Annotated in this window: 12 protein-coding genes; 6 read left to right on the plus strand and 6 right to left on the minus strand. The window is 73.4% G+C overall.

The window, feature by feature from the left end; genetic code table 11:
• Positions 1–2: 2 nt before the first annotated feature.
• Entirely contained in the window at positions 3–998 is a 996-nt protein-coding gene (gene bioB / locus V6U86_RS19400; RefSeq protein WP_334505232.1) for a biotin synthase BioB, read from the minus strand.
• Between the two features lie 167 nt (positions 999–1,165).
• Here bioB and V6U86_RS19405 point away from each other — a divergent pair, with 167 nt between their 5' ends.
• The 4 genes from V6U86_RS19405 (at position 1,166) to V6U86_RS19420 (ending at position 5,560) form a co-directional block, all read left to right on the plus strand.
• Positions 1,166–2,302 (plus strand): 8-amino-7-oxononanoate synthase, encoded by a 1,137-nt coding sequence (locus V6U86_RS19405; protein ID WP_334505234.1) that lies wholly within the window; start codon positions 1,166–1,168, stop codon positions 2,300–2,302.
• Between the two features lie 232 nt (positions 2,303–2,534).
• Positions 2,535–3,260: a dethiobiotin synthase gene (bioD, locus tag V6U86_RS19410; protein ID WP_334505236.1), complete on the plus strand. Its 726-nt coding sequence runs from the start codon at positions 2,535–2,537 to the stop codon at positions 3,258–3,260.
• Between the two features lie 54 nt (positions 3,261–3,314).
• Complete coding sequence (locus tag V6U86_RS19415; protein WP_334505237.1) at positions 3,315–4,883, plus strand: sensor histidine kinase; 1,569 nt, start codon at positions 3,315–3,317, stop codon at positions 4,881–4,883.
• Positions 4,883–5,560, plus strand: coding sequence for a response regulator transcription factor (locus V6U86_RS19420; protein WP_334505238.1), 678 nt, complete (start codon positions 4,883–4,885; stop codon positions 5,558–5,560). The genes V6U86_RS19415 and V6U86_RS19420 overlap by 1 nt, the downstream gene beginning before the upstream one ends.
• A gap of 36 nt (positions 5,561–5,596) precedes the next feature.
• Here the strand turns inward: V6U86_RS19420 and V6U86_RS19425 are convergent, their stop codons facing one another.
• From V6U86_RS19425 to V6U86_RS19445, 5 genes are all read right to left on the minus strand, one after another.
• Positions 5,597–6,367, minus strand: coding sequence for an ABC transporter permease (locus V6U86_RS19425; RefSeq protein ID WP_334505239.1), 771 nt, complete (start codon positions 6,365–6,367; stop codon positions 5,597–5,599).
• Positions 6,364–7,296, minus strand: a complete 933-nt coding sequence (locus V6U86_RS19430) for an ABC transporter ATP-binding protein (RefSeq protein ID WP_334505240.1) — start codon at positions 7,294–7,296, stop codon at positions 6,364–6,366. The genes V6U86_RS19425 and V6U86_RS19430 overlap by 4 nt, the downstream gene beginning before the upstream one ends.
• Positions 7,297–7,385: 89 nt before the next feature.
• Positions 7,386–8,234: a polysaccharide deacetylase family protein gene (locus tag V6U86_RS19435; RefSeq protein ID WP_334505242.1), complete on the minus strand. Its 849-nt coding sequence runs from the start codon at positions 8,232–8,234 to the stop codon at positions 7,386–7,388.
• Positions 8,235–8,269: 35 nt separating this feature from the next.
• On the minus strand, positions 8,270–9,448 hold the full coding sequence (locus V6U86_RS19440) for a cytochrome P450 (RefSeq protein ID WP_334505243.1): 1,179 nt from the start codon (positions 9,446–9,448) through the stop codon (positions 8,270–8,272).
• A 9-nt stretch (positions 9,449–9,457) separates the two neighbouring features.
• Positions 9,458–10,126: a class I SAM-dependent methyltransferase gene (locus tag V6U86_RS19445; protein WP_334505244.1), complete on the minus strand. Its 669-nt coding sequence runs from the start codon at positions 10,124–10,126 to the stop codon at positions 9,458–9,460.
• 277 nt (positions 10,127–10,403) lie between these two features.
• On the opposite strand from V6U86_RS19445, the gene V6U86_RS19450 reads away from it, so the two are divergent.
• The gene (locus V6U86_RS19450) at positions 10,404–10,592 is read left to right on the plus strand and encodes a hypothetical protein (RefSeq protein WP_334505245.1); all 189 of its coding nucleotides are present in this window, start codon (positions 10,404–10,406) and stop codon (positions 10,590–10,592) included.
• A gap of 152 nt (positions 10,593–10,744) precedes the next feature.
• On the plus strand, positions 10,745–11,614 hold the full coding sequence (locus tag V6U86_RS19455; protein ID WP_334505247.1) for a hypothetical protein: 870 nt from the start codon (positions 10,745–10,747) through the stop codon (positions 11,612–11,614).
• The last annotated feature ends 102 nt before the right edge of the window (positions 11,615–11,716 follow it).

Below are 11,716 nucleotides of genomic sequence, written 5' to 3' on the forward strand. Positions count from 1 at the left end.
CGTCACAGCGTGGCGGAGAGAGCCTTGACCGGCATCTTCAGCTCGTCCAGCAGCTCCAGGTCGGCGTTGGCCGGTCGACCCAGCGTGGTCAGGTAGTTGCCGACGATCACCGCGTTGATGCCACCGAGCAGGCCATCGCGGGTGCCGAGGTCGCCGAGGGTGATCTCGCGACCACCGGCGTACCGCAGGATGGTGCGCGGCATGGCCAGCCGGAACGCGGCGATGGCCCGCAGCGCGTCCTTGCCCTCCACCACCGGGCGGTCACCCAGCGGGGTGCCGGGGCGCGGGTTGAGGAAGTTCAGTGGCACCTCGTGCGGGTTCAACTCGGCGAGCTGCGCGGCGAACTCGGCCCGCTGCTCGACGGTCTCGCCGAGGCCGAGGATGCCACCGCAGCACACCTCCATGCCGGAGTCGCGAACCATCCGCAGCGTCTCCCAGCGCTCCTCCCACGAGTGCGTGGTGACCACGTTGGGGAAGTACGACCGGCAGGTCTCCAGATTGTGGTTGTAACGGTGCACACCCATGTCGACCAGGTCGTCGACCTGCTCCTTGGTGAGCATGCCCAGCGACGCGGCGACCTGGATGTCGACAGCCGCCTTGATGGCGGCGACGCCCTCGCGCATCTGCTTCATCAGCCGGGCGTCCGGGCCGCGGACCGCGGCGACGATGCAGAACTCGGTCGCCCCGGTCGCGGCGGTCTGCTTCGCAGCCTCGACCAGCGATGGGATGTCCAACCAGACCGAGCGCACCGGCGAGGTGAACAGGCCCGACTGCGAGCAGAAGTGGCAGTCTTCCGGGCAGCCGCCGGTCTTGAGCGAGACGATTCCCTCGACCTCGACCTCCGGGCCGCACCAGCGCATCCGCACCTCGTGAGCGAGCTGGAGGGCGGCGGGGAGGTGCTCGTCGGGCAGGTTCAACACGGCGAGGATGCCGGCCTGATCGAGGCCGACACCGTCACCCAGGACCTGGGTCCGGGCCTGGTCGAGGATCTCTGGCATGGCTCGTACCCTACTAGGCCTGTGCGAGAGCCCCCGATCAGCCGGAATGCCCTGGCAGTTCGCCGACAGCTCACACCGAGTGGAATGGTCGGGCCGATGGCGGCGGGTGGTAATTTCGCCCGGCGGGTGTTCGGGCTGACCGGCACGCACAGCGGGGGAGGGTGACGGTGGCGGACTGGCTGGCGGCGCTCGACCGCCGCGCCCAGCTGCGGGCGAAGGCCGGGCTCACCCGGCGACTGCATTCGCGTCCGGCCGACGATCAGCTGATTGATCTGGCCGGCAACGACTACCTCGGCCTGGCCACCCACCCGGAGGTCACCGCCGCGGCCACGGCGGCTCTCTCGGCGTACGGGCTGGGGGCGACCGGGTCGCGCCTGGTGCGGGGCTCCACCGACGCGCACCGGGCACTGGAGGAGGACCTGGCGCGCTGGCTGGGCACCGACGGCGCCCTGGTCTTCTCCTCCGGTTACCTGGCCAACCTCGGCGCGCTGCGGGCGCTCGTCCAACCTCGGACGCTGCTCGTCTCCGACGCGCACAACCACGCGTCGCTGATCGACGGCTGCCGCCTCTCCGGCGCGGAGACGGTGGTCACCCCGCACGCCGACGTCGACGCGGTCGCCGCCGCGCTCGCTGCCGCTCCCGGCCGCCCGGCGGTGGTGGTGACCGAATCGGTCTTCTCGGTCGACGGTGACCTCGCCCCACTGGCTCGGCTGCACGCCGTGGCCCGCCGCCACGGCGCGCTGCTGCTGGTCGACGACGCGCACGCGCTCGGCGTGACCGGCCCGGCCGGCGCGGGAGCGGTGGCGGCAACCGGGCTGGCCGGCGAGCCGGACGTGGTGGTCACCGCCACCCTGTCCAAGGCGCTCGGTGGCGCGGGTGGCGTTGTGGCGGGCCCGGCCGAGTTCGTCCGGCATCTGGTCGAGACCGGGCGCACGTTCATCTTCGACACCGCACTGCCACCGGCGGTCGCCGCCGGTGTGCACGCCGCGCTGAGGCTCGCCCGGGTCGGCGACGACCTGCGCGCCGAGCTGTCCGACCGGGTGGCGCTGGCGGTCGGTCGACTAAGGGCGGCCGGGCTGACCGTCTCCGCCCCCGACGCGGCGGTGATCTCGGTGACCGCCCCCGGGCCGGAGGCGGCGACCGCCTGGGCCGCGGACTGCCGGGACCGCGGCGTCGCGGTGGGTTGTTTCCGGCCGCCGTCCACCCCGGACAGCCGCTCCCGGTTGCGGCTCACGGTCAGCGCCGGGGTGCCCCGGGCAGCGTTCGAGCGGGCCCTGGACGTCATCGTGGACTGTGCGCCGTGAGCGCGAGGAGTGAGCCGGGTTTGCGAGCCCCGCAGTCGCGAACCGAGGTGGCGCCGTGAGCGCGAGGAGTGAGCCGGGTTTGCGAGCCCCGCAGTCGCGAACCGAGGTGGCGCCGTGAGCGCGAGGAGTGAGCCGGGTTTGCGAGCCCCGCAGTCGCGAACCGAGGTGGCGCCGTGAGCGCGAGGAGTGAGCCGGGTTTGCGAGCCCCGCAGTCGCGAACCGAGGTGGCGCAATGACCGGGTGGGTGGGGCCGGTGTTGGTTACCGGGACGGACACCGAGGTCGGCAAGACGGTGGTGACCGCGGCGATCGCTGCCGCCGCGCAGGCCTCCGGCCTGCGGGTGGCGGTGGTGAAACCGGGCCAGACCGGTACGGCCGGCGGTGAACCCGGTGACGTGGACGTGGTCAACCGGCTGGCTGCGCCGCTGACCGGTCGGACCTTGGCCAGCTTTCCGGATCCGCTCGCCCCGTTGGCCGCCGCGCGGGTGGCCGATCTGCCGCCGCTGGAGTTGTACACGGCGGTCGACGCTGTCCGTGCGGAGGCCGACAAGCACGACCTCGTGTTGATCGAGGGCGCGGGTGGGTTGCTGGTTCCGATGGGGCTGCGGCCGTCGGGTGAGCCGTGGACGATGGCCGACCTGGCGGTGTCGCTCGGCGCGCCCGCGGTGGTGGTGGCCCGCGCCGGTCTGGGCACGCTCAATCACATCGCGTTGACCCTGGAGGCGCTGGACCGTAGGGCGGTGCCGGCGGGCGTGGTGATCGGTGCCTGGCCGGCCCGGCCGGAGCTGGTGCACTGGACGAATCTCACCGACCTGGTGCCGAACCTGTTCGGCGCGCTGCCGAACGGCGCGGGCGCGATGGACCCGGGTGTGTTCCGGCGTTCCGCGCCGGGTTGGCTCACCCCGGCCCTGCACGGCGTGCTCGACGACTGGCGGGTGTGGGCCGAGGAGAGCAGCTGAACACCTGACCTTCGTCGGTGTCGGGGCAGGTCGGGCGTGGGTAGCCTGGCCGCCGTGCGGATCCTCGACTCCGCGCCGCCGGGTTGGCCGCACCGGCGGCGTCGCCTGCTGCTGGACGTGCTGCTCTGGGCGGCGGTCGCCGCTCCGGTCGGTTATGCCGGGGTCAGCCCGCCCTACCCGCCGTACGCGTTGCCGCTGCTGGTCGGCAAGTTGCTGCTCCTGGGTGTGGCGGTGGTGGCGAGTCGACGTCTGCCGTTGGTCGCCCTGGTGCTGGTGGTGCTTGGGTCGCTGCTCGATGGCAACTTCGTGTTCGCCATTCCGGTCTTCAGCTACCTGGCCGGGCGGCGCAGTGCCTCGGTGGGTTCGGCGGTCGGGGTCTTCGTCCTGATCGCGGCCGGCGGCACGGCGCTCAACCTGGGGATGCTCGGCACCGGCGCGGCCACCTGGTTCCTGCTCGCCTCGGTGCTGCTCTTCGCCGCCGTGTTTCCCTGGTTGGTCGGCCGGTATCGCCGTCAGCAGCAGGAGCTCGCGGAGGCGGGTCGCCGACACGTCGACGCGTTGACCCGCGAGCAGCGCGGTGCCGCCGAGCGGATCCGGCTGCGGGAGCGGGCTCGGATCGCCCACGAGATGCACGACTCGCTCGGTCACGACCTCAGCCTGATCGCGTTGCGCGCCGGTGCCCTGGAGGTCGCCGCCGACCTCGACGACCGGCACCGGGCCGCGGCGGCGGAACTGCGGGCCAGCGTCTCCTCCGCCACCGAGCGACTGCACGAGATCATCGGCGTGCTCCGCGAGGAGGGTGGCGCGTCGCTGCGTCCGAGCGGGGAGACCGTCGCCGACCTGGTCGTGGGTGCCCGGGAGGCGGGCATGGCGGTACGGCTGGCCGCCGCCCCGGCGGTCGCCGAGCTGCCGGCGATGACCGGTCACGCGGCGCACCGGATCGTTCGTGAGGCGTTGACCAACGCGGCCCGGTACGCGCCCGGCGCGGCTGTCGACGTGCGTCTCACCCTCGACGGTGACCGGGTCGAGGTGACGGTCGTCAACGACGCCCCATCGGCCGCGCCGCTGCCCGCCCCGCCGTCGCAGGGCAGTGGGTTGCTCGCCCTCGCCGAGCGGGTCCGTCTCGCCGGCGGGACGCTCGACGCCGACCACCGGGCCGGCGGCGGTTTCGCGGTACGGGCGGTGTTGCCGGCAACCGCGCCGCCGCCGGCGGCGATCGGGTCGGCGGCGGAGGCCGAGCTGGCGCCGTGGCCCGAGCGGACCGGCCCGGTGCGGCGGCCGACCGATGCCGAGCGGCGGTTGCACGACGCCCGACGGCGGGTTCGGCGCAGTCTGCTGGTGGCGCTGGTGGCACCGGTCGGCTTCGCCCTGGTGCTCTCGCTCGTCTACTACCCGGTGGCGACGGCCGGGACGGTGCTGGACCGGGCCACCTTCGACCAGATGCGCGTCGGCGCGGCCCGATCGGAGCTGGTCGGGCTGCCCCGGCGGCAGCTGGAACGGCCCGCAGCGGTCGACCGGGCTGGCTGCGAGTACTACACCGACGGCAACTTCCCCCTCGCGGAGCCGACCTGGCGGCTCTGCTTCACCGATGGCCGGCTGGTCAGCAAGGAGTGGATCGCGTAGTGGACACCGACACGACGGGGGCACCGCCGATCCGGGTCGTGCTCGCCGACGACGAGGCGATGATCCGGGCCGGTGTGCGGGCCATCCTCGCCAGCGACCCCGGCATCGAGGTGGTCGCCGAGGCCGGCGACGGGCACGCGGCGGTGGAGTTGGTCCGGGCCCACCGACCCCGGGTCGCGCTACTGGACATCCGGATGCCGCGGCTGGACGGGTTGGCCGCCGCCGCCGAGATCCGCCGGGTCGTGCCGGACACCGCGACGATCATGCTGACCACGTTCGGCGAGGACGACCACGTGGCCCGGGCGCTCGGGCACGGTGCCAGCGGATTCCTGCTCAAGGCCGGCGACCCGCGTGAACTGATCGCCGGTGTGCACGCGGTCGCCGACGGCGGGGCGTACCTGTCGCCGAGGGTGGCCCGCCGGGTGATCGAGCTGGGGGCCGGCCGGTTGGCCCGCCGACCCGCGGCACGGGACCGTACCGCCGGGCTGACCGAGCGGGAACGGGAGGTGCTGGCCCTGGTCGGGGCGGGCCTCTCCAACGCCGAGATCGCCCGCCGGCTGCACCTGGTGGAGGGCACCGTGAAGAGCTATCTGACCAGCATCTTCACCCGCCTGGATGTGCGCAACCGGGTGCAGGCGGCGATCCTCGCGTACGAGGCGGGGTTGGTCGACGGCTGAGCGGGGGCCGGCCAGCCCCCGCTCAGCCCGTTCGCCCTACGCGTCGCGGCGGCGCAGTGCGGCCCGGCCCAGCAGCAGCGCGGCACCGGCCCACCCGGCGAGCAGGAGCAGCCCGACCACCCGCGGGTACGGCTCGGTGTCGCCGGTCAGGAAGTGCCCGCCGGCCACGCCGGGGAACACGTCGGCGATCCGGTTCAGCACGTCGATGTCCGGCTCCTGCAGCGACAGCGGCACGATCATCAGGGTGGCGAGGAGCACGGTGAGGGTGAGCACCGCGCTGCGGAGTGCCGCGCCGAGGCCGAGGGCGAGGACGCCGATCAGCGCCAGGTAGATCGCGACCCGCACGATGTCGGCGATCGTGTCGGCGGCGGGCGCGCTGCCCCACTCGCCGAGCACCGGCCGGGCGACCAGGGCGCCGACGCCGCCGAGCAGCAACCCGAGCGCGAAGGTGACAGCGCCGGCGACGGCGGCCTTGGCCAGCAGGACGCGACCGCGCGACGGGGTGCACTGCAACGTCGTGCGGATGGTGCCGCTGGTGAATTCGGCGGTGATCGCGAGCAGGCCCAGCGCCAGCACCACGTACTGGGTCAGCTCGACCGAGGCGATCAGCACGCTGCCGACGGTGACGATCCCCCGGTCGTCCGTCGGGTCGTCGTTGGTGTTGTCGTTCGCGGCGTAGATGGCCAGTTGGCCGGCGCTCGCGGCCATCACCAGCAGCCCGGCCAGCGCCGTCCACCAGCTGCTCCGGACGGAGGAGAGCTTGGTCCACTCGGCGGCCACGATGCCACCACGGGTACTGGTGCTCATCGCGCCCCACCTCCGGTCGGGCCGCCCGCGTACTCGACGCTGTCGGCGGTCAGCTCCATGAACGCCTGCTCCAACGACGCGGCGTGCGCGCTCAGCTCGTGTAGTCGTACCCCCAGCTCGTGGGCCAGGTCGCCGACCTGGTCCGCGGTGGCGCCGGTGACTGTCAGCTCGTTGCGGTCGGCTGCCTCGACGCTCGCCCCGGCGGCGGTGAGGCGCGCGGCGAGGGCGGCCAGCCCGTCCGGGTGCGGGCTGCGGACCCGGACCGCGACGGTGCCGCGGGCGATCACCTCGCCGATCGGCGCGTCGGCGAGCAGCCGTCCACGGCCGATCACCACGAGCTGGTCGGCGGTGAGCTGCATCTCGCTCATCAGGTGGCTGGAGACGAAGACCGTGCGCCCCTCGTCGGCCAGCGAGCGGGTCAGCTGTCGTACCCAGCGCACCCCGTCCGGGTCGAGGCCGTTCACCGGCTCGTCGAACATCACCACCGGCGGGTCGCCGAGCAGCGCGCCGGCGATGCCGAGCCGTTGGCCCATGCCGAGGGAGAGCGTGCGCCCCGGCTTGCCGGCGGCCCGTTCGTCCAGCCCGACGGTGTCCAGCACCTCGTCGACCCGGCGGACCGGGATGCCGTTGCTGTGCGCCATGGCCCGCAGGTGCGCCCGGCCGGACCGGGCCGGGTGGATGGCCCGGGCGTCGAGCAGCGCGCCCACCTCGTGCAGGGGCCGGCGCAACTCCCGGTACGCGCGCCCGCCGACCAGGGCCTGCCCGGCGGTGGGACGGTCCAGCCCGAGGATCATTCGCATGGTGGTGGACTTGCCGGCGCCGTTGGGGCCGAGAAAGCCGGTGACCCGGCCGGGCGCGATGTCGACGGTCAACGCGTCGACCGCGACTGTCGACCCGAACCGTTTCGTCAACCCACGTAATGTGATCATGCGCTGACGCTAGGCGAGCGGCTCGGTGCCTCACCGCGCCCGAACGGCACCACCTGCCCCCGACTTTCGTCAGGTCGGTGGCGGGCTGATCACTGTACGTACTGTTCCAGCAGCGCCGGGGTGAGCCCGGCCCGGTGGATCGCCTTCAACGCCGCGAGCAGGTCGTCCATCAGCGCCGGCCGGAAGTGCATCAGCAGCACGTCGCCAGGTTGGACCACCTTCTCCGGGGTCTGGTAGCGCACCTTTCCCTCGTGGACCGTCTCGGTCCAGTGGAAGACCGCCTTCGCGCCGCAGTCGTGAGCGGCCTTCAGCGTGGTGCTGTCATGCTCGCCGAACGGTGGCCGGAACAGGGTGGGTCGCTTGCCGAACAGCCCCTCCAGCCTGTCGGCGCCACCGCAGATCTCCTGCTTCTGATAGGCGTACGACCGGCCGGCCAGCGAATTGTGCGCGACGGTGTGGTTCTCCACGACCCCGCCCACCGCCTCGATCTGCCGGAAGTAGTCGGTGTGCTCCGCCGCCGCCGGTGAGTTGAGGAACATGGTGACCGGGATACGCGCCTCCCAGATGAAGTCGATCACGCCCGGGGGGCGGGCCAGGCCACCGTCGTCGATGGTGATGAAGGCGACCTTCTGGTCGGTCGGCAGGCGGTGCCAGAACGGGGCCGAACCGGTCGTGGGTAGCTGCACCGGCTGCGGCAGCGGGGCTTCGGGAAACGTCGGCACCTGGGACACGTACCAGGCCAGGCTCTTGAACGCGGGTTTCGTGGTCGCCGACGGCGACGCCGACGGGGTCGGAGCCGACGCGGACGGGGTCGCCTCGGCCGCGGCGACCTGCCGGGCGTGGGCCGGGTGGCCCCGGCCGGCTGTGCAGGCGCTCAGCGCCAGCAGGGCCAGAAGCGTTACGACGACAGGGATCCGACGGGTGGTGGTGGCTGACACGCCCGGAAACATACCGAGCCGATGTCAGGATCCGGTCAGCCCGGTGACCCCGGGGAACGACTGACCACGAACGCGTCCGGCATCCGGAAGGTGAGATTGTCCGGGCACCACGGCGGGCGGAGCACGGTCACCCCGTCCAGCAGCGGCGCTGCCTCGGCCACCACCACGGCCGCCTCCATCCGGGCCAACACGTCCCCGACGCAGCGGTGCGCGCCCGCCCCGAACGCCAGGTGTCGGCGTGACCCACGCTGACCCGGCCGGAACTCGTCGGGCGACTCCACGACCGCCGGGTCCCGACCGGCGCGGCCCAGCCACAGCACCAGGCTGCTGCCCGCCCGCACCTCCGTCCCGCCCAGCGTGCTCTCCGTCGCGGCCACCCGCCGCCAGGTGACGATTGGTGGTTCCAGCCGCAGTCCCTCTTCCACCACATCGGCCACCGCGACCTCGCCGGTGCGCAGCCCGGCCCGTACCCCGGGCTCGCCGGCCAGCCGGTGCAGCAGCAGGGTGAGGAACTGCGAGGTGGTCTCCTGCCCGGCGACCAACAGGAAGAAGAGCGCGCCGACCACCACGTCCGGCGGGTGCCCGGCCGCGCGCAGCTCCCCGGCCAAGCCGCCACCGACGGCCGCGAAGTCCCGCAGTACGCGGTGGAACCGGCCCACCTCGGCGGCGAGCGCCACCTGCCGGTCGGCGTCCAGTGGCGCCCAGAACAACTCCAGCGCGGCGCGGGCGAACTCCTTGACCGCGCCGACCGGCGCGTCCGGCAACTCGACCAGCCGGGCCAGCACCAGCAGCGGCAGGTCGGCGGCGAGGTCCGCGTACAGGTCGACCGGCGCACCGGTGTCCAGCGCGGCGTCGAGCCGGGCCACCCGGTCCCGGACCAGCGCGGTGAGCCAGGGCCGCTGCGCGGCGACCCGGGCGGGATGCAACGCGTCGGCGACGATCGCCCGGATCTGCGGGTGGCTGGCGCCCGAGTTGTTCGCCAGGGTCGGCGGCAGCCGGAACCGGTGTCCGGCGAGCACCCGCAGCGCGTTCACCGGCATCGGCGTCACCGCGTCCAGCGCGTTGTCCGGCCGGTAGGTGACCGGGTCGGCGAGGACCTGGCGGACCAGCGCGTGCCGGGTCACGACCAGGTGGGTGCCGCCGATGTGGTCCGGCACCCGGGCCACGTCCGGCCATGCGGGGTCGGCCACCTGCGCCCAGCTGCGGAACAGCACCCGGACACGCTAGCTGGCGGCCCCCGGCAGCCCGGCCCGCAGCCGCCACACGGTGGTGCGCTTCACCCGCACGCTCTCCAGCGCCTCCGGCACCGGCACGTCGTACGCCGCCACCTCGTCGAAGCGGTCCCGGGGCAGGAACGCCCGGCCGGGGTCACCGACCAGCGCCGGAGCGCCGGCCCGGGTGGCCCGCAGCAGGAACCGCAGAACCCGGCGGGCCATCGCCTCGCTGTAGAAGACGTCGCCGGCGAGCACCACCTCGGCGTCCCCGGCGTCGCCGTCGAGGATGTCGCCGAACTCGGCGTCGACGCGTACCCCGTTGGCCTCGGCGTTGAGGGCGACCGCCGCCACCGCCAGCTCGTCCACCTCCACGGCCCGCACGGACGCCGCGCCGGCGCGGGCGGCGGCGATGGCCACCAGGCCGGAGCCGGAGGCGAGGTCGAGCACCCGCCGGCCGGCGACCAGCTCCGGGTGGTCGGTCACGTAGCGGGCGAGGGCCTGCCCGCCGGCCCAGGCGAACGCCCAGAACGGCGGCGGCCGGTCGCTGGAGAACTCGCCCTCGGTCAGCTCCCACAGCCCGATCGGCTCGTCCGCCTGGTGCAGCCGCACCTCGGGAACGAAGGCGACCGGGGCGAGCCGGGCGTGCAGCCGGACGAACGTGCTGGAGAGCTCGGACACCTGGTGATTCTCGCGCACCGGCAGTCCCCGGCGCCGCAGGGAGGGGCGTCGAGGAGCGCCGGTCCGCATGAGCGCGGCATGTACCGACGTTGCGTTAGGGCGAGCGACCGTTCGTGAACCGCACTGCCTCGTCGATCATGGGGTTGTGGTGGATCGGGCTGTCCTCCTCCGCGATCTTGCGTTTACTGTTGCGACAAAAGAGGGCATCCTGAGCATATCGGCGACACAAACTGCAAGATCGGCGCTGGTAGGGCGTTTCTGGAGTGACGAATCCCGGGTGCCGGGACCTGCGCGGCTACTGCTCGGTATGGAGTACCGGGGTGATCGGGCAGGGCTGGCGGTCTACATGGCGGGGATGCTGTTCGGCGCGACGGTTGACCTGTTGGCACTCAACCCGAACCCCGGACCGGGGCCTGCCGAGATGTTCGAACGGTTCATCTCGTGGAATGGGCCAGCTACCTGCTGAGAGCTCCGGGTCGCGGAGTACCGCTACGGGTCAGCGGTTCATCACTCTCGGTGAAATCACCAGTTGTCCTTGGCGTTCGGTGCGAAGACACCCCTCTGTCTGACCCGCCCGTTTCCTCCTAGCGTTTCCCGGGAGCGACGAGAAGAAGCGAGGTGGTGGTGATCGTGTGGAGGTACGCGCTGCGGGTCGGGGCGTTGGTTGCCGGCGTGACCGGGGCGGTGCTGACCCTGGCTGCCCCGGCACAGGCGGCCTTCACCACCGAGATGAGCGGCCTGCCGGGACGGTTCACCGCCGGTGAGCAGGTGCGGACGATCTCCGCGGTGGTTTCCCAGACGGATCGGCGCGCCAGGTGCGCGAAGGTGCGCTGGTCGATGGTGCTCAGCGTGCAGGGGGGCCTGCGGCTCGACCAGGTGAAGATGGACCGGGTGGAGGAGACCGGCGACTTTCCGCTGGAGATCCGTACCGAGGGTGACGTGGCCCGGTTGACCGACAGGCAGCTCGACCCGGGCACGCTCTGCCCGGGCCGCACGGTCACGGCCCGCTACCGGGTGGCCTTCGACGAGGACGTCACCCAGGGGCGGGTCACCCTCGCCGCCGAGGCGTACGACGCCAACCTGCGCCTGCTGGCCCGGCAGACCGCCACCCGTTCGGTGGTGGGGGTGGGCGGTGCACCGACCAGTAAGCCGAAGCCGACGAGGACCCCGCCGGAGCCCACCGAATCCGCGAGCGCACCGGCCGAGGGCGAGACCACGGCGACGGAGGAGCCGGTCGCGGAGTACCCGGCCGACGCCGCGCCGCCGGCGGCCAGCCGCCCGGTCGCGCAGTCCGGCGCGTTCGGTGTGGTGCAGCTCGCCTTCCTGCTCGGCGGGCTGCTTCTCTTCCTCGGGGTGGGGCTGCTGCTGCGGCTGCGGCAGCTGACCCGGGCCGCGGCCGGGGACGCCGACGGGGGCGACGACCCACCGGTGGACCGGCGCTGGGATCGCCCGGCCGTCGCCGACCCCTGGACCCGGGCGCACCGCTGATCGAGGGCCCGCGCTGGGAGCCGTCCGGGGGTAGCTGACCGGTGCCGTCGGGCGGCGCACCGCTGATCGAGGGCCGTGGGGCCGGCGGGTGTCCGCCGGCCC

Source organism: Micromonospora sp. CPCC 205558 (assembly GCF_036902955.1).
GTDB lineage: Bacteria > Actinomycetota > Actinomycetes > Mycobacteriales > Micromonosporaceae > Micromonospora.

Bases quoted from the DNA above. Each gene is read 5' to 3' on its own strand.
- bioB (WP_334505232.1), bottom strand. From the start codon at position 998: ATGCCAGAGATCCTCGACCAGGCCCGGACCCAGGTCCTGGGTGACGGT.
- bioD (WP_334505236.1), top strand. From the start codon at position 2,535: ATGACCGGGTGGGTGGGGCCGGTGTTGGTTACCGGGACGGACACCGAG.
- V6U86_RS19425 (WP_334505239.1), bottom strand. From the start codon at position 6,367: ATGAGCACCAGTACCCGTGGTGGCATCGTGGCCGCCGAGTGGACCAAG.
- V6U86_RS19430 (WP_334505240.1), bottom strand. From the start codon at position 7,296: ATGATCACATTACGTGGGTTGACGAAACGGTTCGGGTCGACAGTCGCG.